Annotated in this window: 15 protein-coding genes; 5 read left to right on the top strand and 10 right to left on the bottom strand. The window is 65.3% G+C overall.

Annotated elements, in window-relative coordinates; all coding sequences use genetic code 11:
* Positions 1-93 precede the first annotated feature (93 nt).
* The 8 genes from AC24R4_RS23795 to AC24R4_RS23760 all read right to left on the bottom strand — a co-directional run bounded on the left by AC24R4_RS23795 (position 94) and on the right by AC24R4_RS23760 (position 9,213).
* Positions 94-2,277, bottom strand: coding sequence for a D-(-)-3-hydroxybutyrate oligomer hydrolase (locus AC24R4_RS23795; RefSeq protein WP_487523697.1), 2,184 nt, complete (start codon positions 2,275-2,277; stop codon positions 94-96).
* Positions 2,278-2,590: 313 nt separating this feature from the next.
* Positions 2,591-2,971 carry a fluoride efflux transporter CrcB gene (gene crcB, locus AC24R4_RS23790; protein WP_400393198.1) on the bottom strand — a complete coding sequence of 127 codons (381 nt, stop codon included), beginning with the start codon at positions 2,969-2,971 and terminating at the stop codon, positions 2,591-2,593.
* A 36-nt stretch (positions 2,972-3,007) separates the two neighbouring features.
* Positions 3,008-3,505, bottom strand: coding sequence for a molybdenum cofactor biosynthesis protein MoaE (locus tag AC24R4_RS23785; protein WP_400393196.1), 498 nt, complete (start codon positions 3,503-3,505; stop codon positions 3,008-3,010).
* 1 nt (position 3,506) lies between these two features.
* Complete coding sequence (gene moaD, locus AC24R4_RS23780) at positions 3,507-3,764, bottom strand: molybdopterin converting factor subunit 1 (RefSeq protein ID WP_400393194.1); 258 nt, start codon at positions 3,762-3,764, stop codon at positions 3,507-3,509.
* 10 nt (positions 3,765-3,774) lie between these two features.
* Positions 3,775-5,010, bottom strand: a complete 1,236-nt coding sequence (locus AC24R4_RS23775; RefSeq protein ID WP_400393192.1) for a molybdopterin molybdotransferase MoeA — start codon at positions 5,008-5,010, stop codon at positions 3,775-3,777.
* A 142-nt stretch (positions 5,011-5,152) separates the two neighbouring features.
* On the bottom strand, positions 5,153-6,598 hold the full coding sequence (gene thrC / locus AC24R4_RS23770) for a threonine synthase (RefSeq protein ID WP_400393190.1): 1,446 nt from the start codon (positions 6,596-6,598) through the stop codon (positions 5,153-5,155).
* 24 nt (positions 6,599-6,622) lie between these two features.
* Complete coding sequence (locus AC24R4_RS23765) at positions 6,623-7,933, bottom strand: homoserine dehydrogenase (protein ID WP_400393188.1); 1,311 nt, start codon at positions 7,931-7,933, stop codon at positions 6,623-6,625.
* A 50-nt stretch (positions 7,934-7,983) separates the two neighbouring features.
* The gene (locus AC24R4_RS23760) at positions 7,984-9,213 is read right to left on the bottom strand and encodes a pyridoxal phosphate-dependent aminotransferase (protein ID WP_400393186.1); all 1,230 of its coding nucleotides are present in this window, start codon (positions 9,211-9,213) and stop codon (positions 7,984-7,986) included.
* Positions 9,214-9,530: 317 nt separating this feature from the next.
* Between AC24R4_RS23760 and AC24R4_RS23755 the strand changes: the two genes are divergently transcribed.
* The 5 genes from AC24R4_RS23755 to AC24R4_RS23735 all read left to right on the top strand — a co-directional run bounded on the left by AC24R4_RS23755 (position 9,531) and on the right by AC24R4_RS23735 (position 14,220).
* Positions 9,531-9,917, top strand: coding sequence for an Mth938-like domain-containing protein (locus AC24R4_RS23755; RefSeq protein ID WP_400393184.1), 387 nt, complete (start codon positions 9,531-9,533; stop codon positions 9,915-9,917).
* A gap of 197 nt (positions 9,918-10,114) precedes the next feature.
* The gene (locus tag AC24R4_RS23750) at positions 10,115-10,576 is read left to right on the top strand and encodes a peroxiredoxin (protein WP_400393182.1); all 462 of its coding nucleotides are present in this window, start codon (positions 10,115-10,117) and stop codon (positions 10,574-10,576) included.
* 395 nt (positions 10,577-10,971) lie between these two features.
* A complete protein-coding gene (locus tag AC24R4_RS23745) occupies positions 10,972-12,669 on the top strand; it encodes a PhoH family protein (protein ID WP_400393180.1) in 1,698 nt (565 codons plus the stop codon).
* Positions 12,670-12,837: 168 nt separating this feature from the next.
* A complete protein-coding gene (locus AC24R4_RS23740; protein ID WP_400393178.1) occupies positions 12,838-13,383 on the top strand; it encodes a hypothetical protein in 546 nt (181 codons plus the stop codon).
* 159 nt (positions 13,384-13,542) lie between these two features.
* Positions 13,543-14,220, top strand: coding sequence for a C40 family peptidase (locus AC24R4_RS23735; RefSeq protein ID WP_487523696.1), 678 nt, complete (start codon positions 13,543-13,545; stop codon positions 14,218-14,220).
* Positions 14,221-14,275: 55 nt separating this feature from the next.
* Here the strand turns inward: AC24R4_RS23735 and AC24R4_RS23730 are convergent, their stop codons facing one another.
* Together AC24R4_RS23730 and AC24R4_RS23725 are read right to left on the bottom strand one after the other, a co-directional pair.
* On the bottom strand, positions 14,276-15,286 hold the full coding sequence (locus AC24R4_RS23730; RefSeq protein ID WP_092594047.1) for an inorganic phosphate transporter: 1,011 nt from the start codon (positions 15,284-15,286) through the stop codon (positions 14,276-14,278).
* Between the two features lie 13 nt (positions 15,287-15,299).
* On the bottom strand, positions 15,300-15,926 hold the full coding sequence (locus tag AC24R4_RS23725; RefSeq protein WP_029051063.1) for a DUF47 domain-containing protein: 627 nt from the start codon (positions 15,924-15,926) through the stop codon (positions 15,300-15,302).
* Positions 15,927-15,982 lie beyond the last annotated feature (56 nt).

Below are 15,982 nucleotides of genomic sequence, written 5' to 3'. Positions count from 1 at the left end.
GCTTTGCATTGACATTTCAAGACACCCGCCACACAACTTGTACAGACTGCAAGTGCATGGCGGGCGACGTCGGCTTCCGCGCGATGCGCGTGGCTAGTTCGGCACGTCGACGGTCGTACCGCTGACCGAGATCGTATCGCCGGCGGCCGGGTTGGCCGCGATCGGCGGCACGTTGGAGGGCAGGATCTGCGGCCCCACTGCGACGGTGTTGCTGCCGCCACGCGGGGTGGTCCGCACGACCTGCGACGGTGGCAGCGCGGTGCCGTTCTTGAGGTTCGCGTAGACGGCGTCGAGTGCGCGGTTCAGATACAGGTGCATCGGGATATACCGCGCACCGTAGCCGGCGATCACGTCGATAAAGCCATCGAAGTGCTGCCCGTTCGTCACCTCGATATACGACAGCCGGCTGGCGCTGCCCTCCACCGACTTGTTCAGGCCCAGATAGGGCCGCGACGTGTGGTTGACCGGCAGCAAGGCATCGCTGCGGCCGTGGACGATCATCGCCGGCTTGCCACGCAGGTTGCCGTTACGGTACGTCTGCCCGATCCCGGCCATCAGCGCCGCGTTCCGGTTGTCCAGCAGGGCACGCAGGCACAGGGCGCCGTCGAGGTTGGCATCGGCCAGGTTGGTCGATGGCGATTGCGAGGTGAAATCGCGCATCGCACCGCCTGGAGCCTTATCGTTAATAAGCGTTACCGCGATACCGAACGGAGCGACGTTAGTCGGCGGAATCCCATTGCCCGTCGCAAAAAGACCGGCCAATGCCCCGGGAGCGATTGCCACGGGGGTCGATGCTGAGCCACCTGGCATTGCGAAGCTATATTCGCAAAGCCGATCCGTTACGCTCGCTCGCGAATAGGAGTTTGCGTAGGTGACGGAAATCGAGCTAGCCACTTCAAGCTGCGAAAGGGATGCATGAAGCTCATCGGACTCCCGCTCCCATCCTGCTGCGTGGAGTGCCGCCAATGCTGAAGCTGACTGAGCGTCAGTATTCGCCCCGGTAACCTTGTTCTTCGCTGCCAGCGATGTGCAGCGATTGGCGGCCTGTAGTAGCGCGCCGGCTAATGGCGCCTGCGTAAGGTTTACGTCCTGTCGCGCACACAACTGGAACAAGTTCGCCGTCGTCGTGTAGTCATAAAGATGCTTGCCGGACGCCGCCACCTGCGTACCGCCGCGCCGCACGGTAATGACCGGGCTCGGCGGCATTTCCACGTTCGGCTCGCCCACGGCCACGCCGTCGATCAGTCCGTCGGTGTCCTGCTCGGCCGCTGCCACGGCCGCCCCGCCGCCATTCGAGATGGCCGACGCGATGACCAGCACGTTGTTCTTCGTAAAGGAGGCCTGGCGCACGCCGTCCGAGCCCATCGTGCCAAAGCGGTCATTGATGGCGAACAGGGCGAACTGGATGGCCTGCAGTGTGTTCTTGCCCCAGTCGGCTTCGGGGTTCTGCTGCGAATGGGCGTGTTTGAACGCCAGTCGGTGGGGGTTGGCCGTGGTGAAGTCCGCCAGCGATTGCGCGCCCGGCTGGGCCGCAAACTGGGCCGCCTTGCCGGCGCCGCGCCGGTCGGCGCGCGTGCCGTCGATCAGCGGCACGGTGTCGGTATCCAGGTCGTGCGGTGCCGCGCCCGTGCCCTTGTCGGTATAGGCCACCGCACAGCCGCGCTTGAGGCCCCACTCACCGACTGCGATGCCGCCGTACACTCCGCGCGAGCCGGATGAGGTCGCGGAAATGACGCATGGATTACTTTTATCGAACGCATCCGGTACTTGCACCAGCATCGTGACGTTTTTCGTGCCAGTGCCGTCATCGGCAAAGGCCAGGTATTCGGTGCCCGGCACCTTGCCCTGGCTGGTTGTGACATTGCCTTGTGCGTCGACGTTGGGGCCATACAGCGAGCCGTAGCCGCCGGCCGCCTGCACGTCCACGATGGCGCGGTAGTTGACGAAGATGGCATTGCGGCGCAACTCCGCGGCCGTGGGCGCCGTCGGATCGGCAAATGCCGGGGCTGCGGCGGCCGCCAGCCCATCCTTGCCCAGCCCTGCCGTCAGCAGGTCGTCCGACGTGCCGTCGTAGGATTTGATCGAAATCGTCCCGACAATGAACGTTGGCCGATTGTTTGGATTCTGCGTAGTGCTGCCTCCGCCACCTGGCGTGCTGTGTGAATCCCCGCCTCCACAGGCCGAGATCAACAGGGTGGCAGCGGCCGCCGCGACGGCGGTCTGCTGGAACCGGCGCCGCAGTTGCGGGCTTGCGGACGAGGCATGGCGATGCTGCATGGGGATGTCTCCTTGTTATGAACGGAACGGTAAGCCGCGATAACACAAGGACTGCTTGGGGCAAAAACTGATGGCCACCGACGGATCGCCGGATTCTTGAAGGCCACGGCGGGCCGGCAAGCGACCGTAGCTGCACTTTCTAATGATTGTGAAAGCAGACAGGCAAACCACGCGAGGTGCGTTGCACACCTCAATGCCCATGCGGGAAATAGTAGTCGGTCCCGGACGGACCGGCAGCAGCAAAAGTATCGGGAATGTTACCTATGCCCCAGAACGGGGGCACTGTGCGGGAACTCCGGCCCGGTCCGATGGTTCACGAGAGCGTGCGGTACGTCCAGATGCCCAGCGCGGTCAGCAGCAGCGAACCACCCAGGTGGGTGGCAAGGTGCGCCAGCGCCCAGCGATAGTCGCCAGCCAGCAGATTGCCGATCACCTCGCTGGAAAACGTCGAAAACGTGGTCAGGCCGCCGAGGAAACCGGTGACGGCCAGCAGGCGCCATTCCGGCGGCAGCGACGGATGGGTGTCGAAAAACGCCACCGCCAGGCCAATCAGGTAGCCACCGACCAGGTTGGCAGCCAGCGTGCCGTACGGCAGCGCCGGATTGATGGCATTCCACAGCACGGAAAACCCCCAGCGCAGCCATGCCCCCACCGCGGCGCCCACGCCGACCGCCACAAACCCCATCGGACCCATCGATTCGACCTTTCGTCCGTTCGAATGCTTTCGAACTTATTTGTTGTTGTCGGGCGTGCCCGCCGCGTCGGCGTTGAACGATTCGATACCCCAGCGGCGCAATGCCGCATCGTCCGACACCCGTGCGTCGACCCAGCGCGCGCCCTCCGGCGTGTCTTCCTTCTTCCAGAATGGCGCCTCGGATTTCAGGTAATCCATGATGAACTCGCACGCTGCAAAGGCGTTGCCGCGATGCGCGGAGGCCACCGCGACCAGCACGATCTGGTCCAGCGGCTGCAACAGCCCCACCCGATGCACGATCGTCACGCCCAGCAGCGCCCATCGCTGGCACGCGGCGGCCTCGATCCGGGCGAGCGCCTTTTCGGTCATGCCCGGGTAGTGCTCCAGTTCCATCGTGCTGACGCGGGTGCCATCGCTAACATCGCGCACCGTGCCGATAAAGCTGGCCACGGCCCCCACGCCGGGGTTGCCGGCGCGCAGCGCGGCCACTTCGGCACCGAGATCGAAATCCTCCTGCTGCACACGGACCGTCATGTCAGCCTCCGGTCACGGGCGGGAAGAACGCCACCTCGCAGCCGTCGGCCAGCGGGGTGTCGGCACGGGCCACGGCATGGTCCACCGCCATGCGCAGCGCGCGGCCTTCGGCCAGCGTCTCGGCCCAGACACCGCCGCGCGCGCGCAGCCAGCCGCGCAGATCGCCGACGGTACGGACGTCGGCGGGCACCTCGGCGCGTTCGGCGGCCCGGCCTACCTGCTCGCGCACACTGGCGAAATAACGAAGTTCAAGTTGCATCGGATAAAACCTAGGCCAGCAGGCTGGCAAACGGGATGAACTGCACGGTGTCGCCGCGCGCAATGGGCTGGTTGGGTGGATTGTCGATCAGGCCATCGCCCCAGACCGTGGACGTCAGCACGCCCGAACTCTGGTTCGGGAACAGTTCGAGCCCGCCCGCATCGTTCAGGCGCGCGCGCAGGAATTCGTTGCGGCGGTCGCCTTTCGGCAGATCGAAGTCGGCGCGCATGGCAATGCGGCGCGGCGTCACGTCCGCGACGCCCTGCAGGCGCAGCAGGAATGGCCGCACGAACAGCAGGAACGTGACGAAGCTCGACACCGGATTGCCGGGCAGGCCGATAAAGAAGGTCGGCTGGTCGGTGCCGTTGGCCACCTGGCCGAACGCCAGCGGCTTGCCGGGCTTGATCGCGATCTGCCAGAGATCCAGGCGCCCTTCCGCCGTCACGGCCGGACGGATATGGTCTTCCTCGCCCACCGACACCCCGCCCGACGTGATGATCAGGTCGTTGCCTTCGGCCGCGCGCCGCAGCGTGTCGCGCGTGGCGGCCAGGGTATCGGGCACGATGCCGAAGTCGGTGATCTCGCAGCCCAGGTTTTCCAGCAGGCCGCGCAAGGTGAACCGGTTGGAGTTGTAGATGGCGCCAGGCTTGAGCGGCTCGCCCGGCATCGCCAGTTCGTCGCCGGTAAAGAACACGGCCACGCGCACCCGGCGGATCACGTCGAGCCTGGCCTGCCCGACCGAGGCGGCCAGCCCCAGCGCCTGCGGCGACAGCCGCGCGCCCACCGGCAGGATCTGGCTGCCGGCCTCGATGTCCTCGCCCGCGCGGCGGATCCACTCGCCCGCCGTCGGCACATGGTTCACGATTACCGCATCGCCGTCGGCCTGGCATTGCTCCTGCATGACCACGGCATCGGCGCCCGGCGGAATCAGCCCGCCCGTGAAAATGCGCGCGGCCGTGCCCGGCGCCAGTTCGGACCCGACATGACCGGCCGGAATCCGCTGCGACACCGGCAGGCGCGTGCCTTCGGCCGGCACGTCGGCCGCGCGCATCGCGTAGCCGTCCATCGACGTGTTGTCGGCGGGCGGCACGCGCAGCGTACTGGTCACGGGCGCCGCCAGCACGCGGCCGTTGGCATCGAGCGTATCGACGGTTTCCGTTTCGGTGATGGGACGAACGCCGGCCATCAGGGCTTCCAGCGCCTGGGCCATCGTCAGCATCGGGGGGCGCGCTGCGGGTTGGGTCATGGGGGTCTTGGGAATCTGGGTTGGCCCCAGAAAGCAAAACAGCCCCCGGGGTAACGTCCGGGGGCCGTGGCAGCGGGGCCCGGCAAACCCGATTGTAGCGAGTTGGCGCCGGAACCACAGGGGTCTGTGGCAATACCCTGTATTACAGACCCGTGTGCTGCACGATATACGCCTTGACTGTGTCCGCGTCGGCCTGCATGACCTCGAACCGCTGCGGCAACGACTCGATGCCGTCGAACGCCGCCGGGCGCTCGGGCTCGTGGCCCAGCGCCTCGCGGATCGTGTCGGCAAACTTGGCCGGCAGCGCGGTTTCCAGCACCACCATCGGCACGCCGGCCGACAGGTGCTCGCGCGCCACCTTGACGCCATCGGCGGTATGGGTGTCGATCGTCACGCCGTAACGCTGCTTGACGTCGCGGATGGTGGCCAGGCGGTCATCGTGCGTGCTGCGGCCCGACACGAAGCCGAACTGGCGGATGCGGTCGAATTCCGGCGTGCCGGACAGGTCGAAGCCGCCCTTGGCGTCCACGTCGCGGAACAGCGCGGCCAGCTTGCCGGCGTCCTGGCCCAGCAGGTCGAAGATGAATCGTTCGAAATTCGACGCCTTCGAGATGTCCATGCTCGGGCTCGACGTGTGGTACGTCTGCGCCGACGTGCGCACGCGGTACGTGCCGGCGCGGAAGAACTCGTCCAGCACGTCGTTTTCGTTGGTGGCCACCACCAGCCTGTCGATCGGCAGGCCCATCATGCGCGCGATATGGCCGGCGCAGACGTTGCCGAAGTTGCCCGACGGCACGCAGAACGACACCTTCTGGCCCGGGCCATCGGTGGCCAGCAGCCAGCCCTTGAAGTAGTACACCACCTGGGCCACCACACGCGCCCAGTTGATCGAATTCACGGTGCCGATGCACTGGCGCGCCTTGAACGCGTGGTCGTTCGACACGGCCTTGACGATGTCCTGCGCGTCGTCGAACACCCCTTCGATGGCGATGTTGAAGATGTTCGGGTCCTGCAGGCTGAACATCTGCGCGGTCTGGAACGCGCTCATCTTGCGGTGCGGGCTCAGCATGAACACGCGGATGCCTTCCTTGCCGCGCATCGCGTACTCGGCCGCGCTGCCGGTGTCGCCCGACGTGGCACCCAGGATGTTGAGCTTCAGCCCGGCGCGCTTGAGCGCGTACTCGAACAGGTTGCCCAGCAGCTGCATGGCCATGTCCTTGAAGGCCAGGGTCGGGCCGTTGGACAGGCCCAGCAGCTGCAGCCTGGTGCCGCCTTCCTCGCCCAGCGTGCGCAGCGGGGTGATGTCGGCGGTGTTGTCGCCCGGGCGCGCGTTGCAGTACACCTCGGCCCTGTACGTCTTGCGCGTCAGCGCGCGCAGGTCGTCGGCCGGGATGTCGTCGCAGAAGCGCGACAGCACCTCGAACGCCAGGTCGGCGTACGGCAGCTTGCGCCACGCTTCGAGTTCATCGGCGGTGACCTGCGGATACTGCTTCGGCAGGTACAGGCCGCCGTCCGGCGCCAGGCCTCCGAGCAGGATCTCGGAGAACGATTGCGGCATGTCATGGCCGCGCGTCGACTGGTATTTCATAGCAATTCGTCCAGTTTCGGCGTCTTAGTTCAGTTCTTCCATGCGCAGGCGCGTGACCGGCGACAGCACGGTCTGCAGGCCTTCGATGCTGCGGATGGCGGCATTGACGTGCTTTTCGCGCGTCAGGTGCGTCAGGATGATGATGTCGGTCTGCGGCTCGCCCTCGCGCGATTCCTTCTGCAGCATCGCGTCGATGCTGATGCCGGCTTCGGCCAGGATGCGGGTGATTTCGGCCAGCACGCCGGTCTGGTCGGCCACGCGCATGCGCAGGTAGTACGAGCTGGTGACTTCGTCGATCGGCAGCACCGGCACGCTCGACAGTTCGTCCGGCTGGAACGCCAGGTGCGGCACGCGATGGTTCGGATCGGCCGTGTGCAGGCGCGTCACGTCCACCAGGTCCGCAATCACGGCCGACGCGGTCGGCTCGGCGCCGGCGCCCTTGCCGTAGTACAGGGTGGCACCCACGGCGTCGCCCTGCACCAGCACGGCGTTCATCGCGCCTTCCACATTGGCGATCAGGCGCGAGGCCGGTACCAGCGTCGGATGCACGCGCAGTTCCACGCCGTCTTCGCGGCGGCGCGTGATACCCAGCAGCTTGATGCGGTAGCCCAGTTCCTCGGCGTACTTGATGTCGATGGCGGCCAGCCTGGTGATGCCTTCCACGTGGGCGCGGTCGAACTGCACCGGCATGCCGAAGGCGATGGCACTCATCAGCGTCACCTTGTGCGCGGCGTCGATGCCTTCGATGTCGAAGGTCGGATCGGCCTCGGCATAGCCCAGCTGCTGCGCTTCCTTGAGCACGGTGTCGAAATCCAGGCCCTTGTCGCGCATCTCGGACAGGATGAAGTTCGTGGTGCCGTTGATGATGCCGGCAATCCACTGGATGCGGTTGGCCGTCAGGCCTTCGCGCAGCGCCTTGATGATGGGGATGCCGCCGGCCACGGCCGCCTCGAACGCCACGATCACGCCCTTCTTGCGGGCGGCCTCGAAGATCTCGTTGCCATGCACGGCCAGCAGTGCCTTGTTGGCGGTGACCACGTGCTTGCCGTTCTCGATGGCCTTCAGCACCAGCTCGCGCGCGATGCCGTAGCCGCCGATCAGCTCGACGACGATGTCGATGTCGGGGCGCGTCACCACGTCGTTGGCGTCGCTGACCACGTCCACGGTACCCCCGGTCAGTTCCCGGGCGCGTTCGGTGTTGAGGTCGGCCACCACCGCAATCTCGATGCCGCGGCCAGCACGGCGGCGAATTTCCTCCTGATTGCGCTTGAGCACGTTGAACGTGCCGCTACCGACGGTACCGATGCCGAGAAGGCCGACTTTGATGGGATTCATGGACGTCTGACTCTGGGTTGCTTGATACGAAAAGGGGGCGCCCCGGCGGCTCAGGCCGTGCCGTGACGTTTGCGATAGTTCTCAAGGAAGCGCGCCACGCGGCTGACCGCCTCGCGCAGGTCTTCCTCGTGTGGCAGGAACACGATCCGGAAATGGTCCGGCGCGTCCCAGTTGAAGCCCGTGCCCTGCACCAGCAGCACCTTCGACTCCTGCAGCAGCTCGTAGATGAATTCCTGGTCGTCCTGGATCGGATACATCGACAGGTCGAGCTTCGGGAACAGGTACAGCGCCGCCTTGGGCTTGACGCAGGTAATGCCGGGGATCTGCGTGATCAGCTCGTGGGCCAGGTCGCGCTGCCGGCGCAGGCGCCCGCCTTCGGCGACCAGGTCGTTGATGCTCTGGTAGCCGCCCAGCGCGGTCTGGATCGCCCACTGGCCCGGCACATTGGCGCACAGGCGCATCGACGATAGCATGTTCAGGCCTTCGATATAGTCCTGCGCCGGGCGCTTGTCACCCGACACCACCATCCAGCCGGCACGGTAGCCGCACGATCGGTAGTTCTTCGACAGGCCGTTGAAGGTCACGGTCAGCACGTCGGTGGACAGCGAGCCGATCGACGTATGCGCGTTGCCGTCGTACAGGACCTTGTCGTAGATCTCGTCGGCGAAGATGATCAGCCCGTGCTCGCGTGCGATGGTGACGATCGATTGCAGCAGTTCGTCCGAATACAGCGCGCCGGTCGGGTTGTTCGGGTTGATCACGACGATGGCCCGCGTGTTCGGCGTGATCTTGCGGCGGATGTCGTCCAGATCGGGCATCCACTCGTTGGCCTCGTCGCACACATAGTGGACGGGCGTGCCGCCCGACAGGCTCACCGCGGCCGTCCAGAGCGGATAGTCGGGCGCCGGCACCAGCACTTCGTCGCCGCTGTTGAGCAGCGCGTTCATCGACATCACGATCAGCTCGGACGCGCCGTTGCCCACGTAGATGTCGTCCAGTTCCACGCCCTGGATCTTCTTTTCCTGGGTGTAGTGCATGATCGCCTTGCGCGCGGCAAAAATGCCCTTGGAATCGGAATAACCGGCCGAATTCGGCAGGTTGCGCATCATGTCCTGCTGGATTTCCTCCGGCGCATCGAACCCGAACACGGCCAGGTTGCCGATGTTCAGCTTGATGATCTTGTGCCCCTCTTCCTCCATCTGCTTGGCCTTTTCCAGCACCGGGCCGCGGATGTCATAGCAAACGTTCTGGAGCTTGTTCGATTTCTGGATGGGTTTCACGGCGGTTTCGGCGATGTCAGGGCAAGCTGCCGGTCTCGGCGGCAGCGGTCTTGGGAATCTTCTGGATTGTCCTGGACGTCTGGCGGCGCGCGTCGCTGGGCAGCAGTCGGGCGTGGCAGACCGGGAGGCAAAAGCTATAAGATATCGGATTATGACAGACTTCGGCATGGATTCTTGCATTGCAGCGAGCCTTTTGGCTCCCCGCGCGCACGATCCTGCCACCAACCCGCCGCCCGCCCCTTCCGTGGCCGATCCGGCCGCCCGTCCCACCCCAGGGAGCGGCCTCCGGACACCCCGGGCGGCATGAGGCCCCCTCCTTGAAACTCCACGCCGACCAACCCCAGAACCTGAATACCGTGACCGGCTACGGCCCCGGCTATGTCGAAATCAATGCGGTGCGACACGACCAGTCGGTGCTGGTCATGCCCGAGGGTGATGTCGCGCCCTGGCCGGTGGGCCGCTTCGAAGACCTGGAACCGACCCACTTCGAGGCGCTGCTGGAAAAGAAGCCGGAAGTCGTGCTGCTGGGCACCGGCAACCGGCTGCGCTTTCCGCATCCGCGGCTGACGGCGTCGCTGGCGCGCCTGCATATCGGCGTGGACGCCATGGACCTGCAGGCTGCATGCCGCACCTACAATATCCTGATGGCCGAGGGCCGCAAAGTCGCGGCGGTGCTGCTGGTGGAGCCCGCTGCACAGGGCTGACGCGGGGCCCCCAGGCAGCGCGCGGCGGGCGCGGCCGTCCATGCGCCGCTTTTTTGCCGGGTTGCGGCTGCGCCACGCTTGAAGTCCGGCCAACTGCCCCAATCTGCACCCGCCATGGCGCAGGTCCGGGCGAACACCACCAATAATCGGCCGCTGCCGTCACCGATGATGCACTGCCATCCAGGAGAGCCACCAGCATGACCGTCAGTCTCAACAAGGCCGTTCCCGACTTCCAGGCCCCCGCTACCGGCGGGGATTTCCGTCTTGCCGACCAGCGCGGCAAGACCACGGTGCTGTACTTCTACCCGAAGGACAACACGCCGGGCTGCACCACCGAGGCCATGAATTTCCGGGACCAGCATGACGCCTTCGAGGCCGCCGGCGTGACGGTCTTCGGCATTTCGCGCGACAGCCTGAAGTCGCACGAGAACTTCAAGGCCAAGCTGGAACTGCCCTTCGAGCTGATCTCCGACGCGGACGAAGCCATCTGCAGCCTCTTCGATGTCATCAAGATGAAAAAGATGTATGGCAAGGAAGTGCGCGGCATCGAGCGCAGCACCTTCATCCTCGACGCCAAGGGCGTGCTGCGCCACGAAATGCGGGGCATCAAGGTGCCGAACCATGTGGACGAAGTGCTGGAAATCGTCAAGGGGATGTGAACCGGAACATCCTCGGCGAGGCAACCCGCGCGTTGCGCGGCCCGACGACAGTTGCGCAACCGCGACGAGAGTCTGACCGATTGCAAAAGCGAAAACCTTCGGGTAGATTTGGCCTCAATGCGTTCCGATCACAGTTGCCACGCTGCAGTAACGTCCCGGCCCGACAGGCACAGTCCCAGGGCTGGTAGCGGACCTGCCGCGTCGCGGGACCGCAGACAAGCCGCCACCCCTGTATTCCAGGACTGGCGGCTTTTTTGTTTGCTGGTTGGTTTCCTTCCGGGACGCCTTGCGTCCCGCCACTCCGGTTTTCCCGATTTCCGCCGTTTCCTGGTTGTACGCCCGGCTGTAAGCCAGCTTTTTCGCCCCCGTTTGCTCCCCTGAAAGGAAAGCCAAGCATGCCGCTGCCTACCATGCCCGCCAAGCCTGCCCAACTGCTCGACCCGAGCGAATTCGCTCCGGTGACACTGCCCAAGGCCAAAGCCGCGCAGGGTAAGAAACCCGTGCCGGTCCTCGAGCGTGTGGCACTGCTCGAGACCGGCGACACCGAGGCGCCCGCCACCCGCGCACGCGCCGGCAGCACAACCCGGGCCAAGACCGCCGACGCCCCGGCGCCGGTCGCCACCCCGCCGGCATCGCCGTCCGTCAGCCTGGTCAAGCCGGCCGCCGGCCCCACGCGCCGCACGCGCAAGGCCGCAGGCCCCAGCAAGCTGTTCGTGCTCGACACCAACGTGCTGATGCACGACCCGAGCTCGCTGTTCCGCTTCGAGGAACACGACATCTATCTGCCGATGATGACGCTCGAGGAGCTGGACAACCACAAGAAGGGCATGAGCGAAGTTGCGCGCAACGCGCGCATGGTCAGCCGCACGCTGGACCAGCTCGTGGGCGGCACCGACGGCGTGCTCGACGAAGGCCTGCCGCTGGCCACGCTCGGCAACCGCGACGCGGCCGGCAAGCTGTTCTTCCAGACCCGCCTGAACGACATCAAGCTGCCCGAAGGCCTGCCGCAGGGCAAGGCCGACAACCAGATCCTGGCCGTGGTCAGCGCGCTGCAGCAGCAGTATCCGGAGCGCCAGGTGGTGCTGGTGTCGAAAGACATCAACATGCGCATCAAGGCCCGCGCGCTGGGCCTGCCGGCCGAGGACTACTTCAACGACCAGGTCCTGGAAGACAAGGACCTGCTGTACTCGGGCGTGATGCAGCTGCCCAACGACTTCTGGGCCAAGCACGGCAAGGGCGTGGAAAGCTGGCAGGACCCGAAGTCGGGCACGATGTTCTATCGCCTGACCGGCCCGCTGGTGCCGTCGTTCCTGGTCAACCAGTTCGTCTATCTGGAGCCGATGGACGGCAGCCTGCCGCTGTACGCCCAGGTCAAGGAGATCAACGGCAAGACCGCCCTGCTGCAGACGCTCAGGGACTACACCCACAACAAGAACAACGTGTGGAGCGTGGTGGCCCGCAACCGCGAGCAGAACTTTGCGCTGAACCTGCTGATGAGCCCCGACGTCGATTTCGTGACGCTGCTGGGCCAGGCCGGCACCGGCAAGACGCTGCTGGCGCTGGCAGCCGGCCTGGAACAGGTGCTGGACCAGAAGCTTTACAACGAGATCATCGTCACGCGTGCCACCGTGCCCGTGGGCGAGGACATCGGCTTCCTGCCGGGCACCGAGGAAGAGAAGATGCAGCCGTGGATGGGTGCCTTCGACGACAACCTCGAAGTGCTGCAGAAGAGCGACGACAGCGCCGGCGAATGGGGCCGCGCGGCCACGCAGGAACTGATCCGCTCGCGTATCAAGGTCAAGAGCATGAACTTCATGCGTGGCCGTACCTTCGTCAACAAGTTCGTGATCATCGATGAAGCGCAGAACCTGACGCCGAAGCAGATGAAGACCCTGGTTACCCGGGCGGGCCCCGGCACCAAGATCGTCTGCCTGGGCAATATCGCGCAGATCGACACGCCGTACCTGACCGAAGGCTCGTCCGGCCTGACCTACGTGGTGGACCGCTTCAAGGGCTGGAGCCATAGCGGCCATGTGACGCTGGCCCGCGGCGAGCGTTCGCGCCTGGCCGACCACGCGGCGGACGTGCTGTAACGCGTCAGTCACTGCAAACCTGGCACTTCCACGGCCGGCCTGTTCCATGGCCGGCCGTGGCCGCATCGCGTAGTGTGGTGCAACCCACAGCGTCGGCGTTTGGCCGACAGCCAGCACCGCACGACCCGGCTATGATGACCGGGTGTTCATGTCGATACGGAGGCGTCGATGAACAGGCAACAGTCTTTCAGCAGATACCTGTCCACCAGTAGGACCCTGTTTTCCCATAACGCGCGCGCCGCCCGGCGCAAGCGCCTTGCCGTGGCTGCGCTGATTGGCGCCACGGTCATCGTGGCGGCCGCCCTGCAGCCGGCCAAGGCCGCGGACGCCAGCACGCCGGCAGCCAGCACGCCGGCAGGCAGCGCCCCGGCAGCGAGCGCCCCGGTAGGCAATGAAATGGTGATCCGGACCATGGGCCCGGTCAGCTATGTCTGCGGCGGCATTGCCGAGGACGAACGGGCCAGGCTGGCCGAACAGGAGAAGAACTTCAACATGGGCATCCTGTTCACCCGGGGTGCCAATGGCGAATACCTGGCCGATGTTGACGTAAAACTGACACGCGACGGCCAGAATGTGGCCGATTTCCGTGCGGGCGGCCCGCGCTGCCTCATACGTGCGCCAGAAGGCAGCTACAATATCGAGGCCAGTTACAAGGGTCAGCCAAAGTCCATCAAGATCAGTACCGGTACGCGCAACGCGCAGTTGCGCTGGTAGTGCTACCTGGTAGTTCTACCTGGTAGTTCTACCTGGAAGTTTTCGCTGGCACCCACCCTGTACGGGGGGGCGGACGCCTGACCCGGCAACCGAACGACAAGAAGGATGCCGCAGCGCCCGCTTTTATTGCCGCCCTCACCGCGCCCGGCGCGTGTGTCGATGTTCCCGGCTCCGTCATCGCGGAGTTCGTCCCGGCTCGCCCTGACTGCACTGTGTGCCAGCGCCCTGTTGCTGGCCGCTTGCGCCGGCGGCCCCCCGGCCCGCCATACGTCTTCGCTGCCCCGTACGCCGGGCAAGCCCATGATCGACCCGAGCGCCGGCCTGGAAGAAATCTCGATCCAGGCGATGTCGCTGGTCGGCACGCCCTACCGCTACGGCGGCAACACGCCCGATTCCGGATTCGACTGCAGCGGCCTGGTCCGCTACGTGGTGCAGCGCGCCGCCAGCGTCAACCTGCCGCGCACCACCGAGCAGATGGGCCAGCGCGGCGTATCGCTCGACCGTAGCGACGTGGCATCGGGCGACCTGGTGTTCTTCAATACCACCGGCCGCGCCAACTCGCATGTCGGCATCTATGTCGGACAGAACCGCTTCGTGCACGCGCCGGCCACCGGCGGCACGGTCCGGCTCGAAGACATGGGCAAGTCCTACTGGGCCTCGCGCTACAACGGCGCGCGGCGCGTCGTGGCGGCCAGCAATCTGCCAATGACCCCGGCGCCGGCGCCCTCGCCTGCACCGTCGATCACGCCCGCCCCGACCTCGCCCATGCCGGCGCCCGCCGCACCCTCAGCCCCACCGCCGGACGACGACCCGATCGCGGCATTCGCGAATCAATAGTAAAAAAGCCAGGCGCAATGCCTGGCTTTTCATTTGCCGATACGTCCGGCAAGGCTTACAGGATCTGCTTGCCGATCCACCAGGCGATGGCCGACATGAACGCCGATGCCGGAATCGTCAGCACCCATGCCCATACGATATTGCCCGCCACGCCCCAGCGCACGGCCGACATCTTCTGCGCCGAGCCAACGCCGACGATGGCGCCGGTGATGGTATGCGTGGTCGACACCGGCACGCCCAGCGCCGAAGCGATGAACAGCGTAATCGCGCCGCCGGTTTCCGCGCAGAAGCCGCCCACGGGCTTCAGCTTGGTGATTTTCTGGCCCATGGTCCGCACGATCCGCCAGCCGCCGAACAGCGTGCCCATGCCAATGGCCACGTAGCAGCTCACGATGACCCACATCGGCGGCTCCGCGCCACCCACGGCCACGTGGCCGCTGGCGATCAGCAGCATCCAGATAATGCCGATGGTCTTTTGCGCGTCGTTGCCGCCGTGTCCCAGGCTGTAGAGCGACGCCGAAACCAGCTGCAGCCGGCGGAACCAGCGGTCCACGCGCGACGGCGGCGTCCGGAAGAACGTCCAGCCCACGATCACCATCATCAGCGAGCCCAGGATAAAGCCCAGCAACGGCGAGATCAGGATGAAGGCCACGGTCTTCAGCAGGCCATTGCCCACCAGCACGCCCGTGCCGCCCTTGGCCACCGCGGCGCCCACCAGGCCGCCGATCAGCGCGTGCGACGACGACGACGGAATACCGTACAGCCAGGTAATCACGTTCCAGGCAATAGCGCCGACCAGCGCGCCGAAAATCACGTAGTGATCGACGATATGCACGTCAATCGTGCCCGTACCCACCGTGGCCGCCACCTTCAGGTGGAAGATGAAGATCGCCACCACGTTGCACATGGCCGCCATGGCCACGGCATGGTGCGGTTTCAGCACGCCCGTGGAGACCACCGTGGCAATCGAATTGGCCGCGTCGTGAAAGCCGTTCATGAAGTCGAACAGCAATGCCAGCGCCACCAGCAACCCGATGACCCACAAGCTCATTTGTACTGTTTGCATGCCAGTGGGAGCCTCAGGCGTTTTCCAGGACGATGCCTTCGATGATGTTCGCCACGTCCTCGCACTTGTCGGTGATGGACTCCAGCTGCTCGTAGATCGCCTTCAGCTTGATCAGACGCTTGACGTCGGTCTCGTCGCGGAACAGCTTCGACATGGCCGAGCGCATGACGCGGTCGGCTTCCGATTCGAGCTGGTCGATCTGCTGGGCCGTCTTCAGGATCGTGCTGGCGTTGCCCATGTCTTCGAGCAGTCCCACGGCGATCTTGACGGCTTCGCAGCACTGCACGCAGATCGTGGCCAGCCGGCGGGCTTCGTCGGTCAGGTGCGTGACGTCGTACAGCGAGATCGTCTCGGCCACGTCCTCCATCAGGTCCAGGATGTCATCCATGGTCGTGATGAGCTTGTGGATCTCGTCACGGTCCAGCGGCGTGATGAAGGTCTTGTGCAGCAGGTCGATCGTGTCGTGCGTGATACGGTCTGCCTTCTTTTCGGTAGCCTGCACGCGTCGGGCATGGCCTTCGGCGTTGGGCAGGTCATTGACCAACGCTTCCAGCTCGTGCGCGGCGGTAACGGCGCAATCGGCGTGCTGGTTGAAGTATTCGAAGAACTTGCCCTCGGTGGGCATGAAACGGCCGAACATGAAATGTCCTTGTGGCGTACCTCACGGCACGCTCGGTTGTGTGTTGCAAATGGGAG

Source organism: Cupriavidus sp. CER-90, assembly GCF_057652055.1.
The sequence above is the reverse complement of the archived record's forward strand: the minus strand, read 5'-3'. Positions and strand labels throughout refer to the sequence as shown.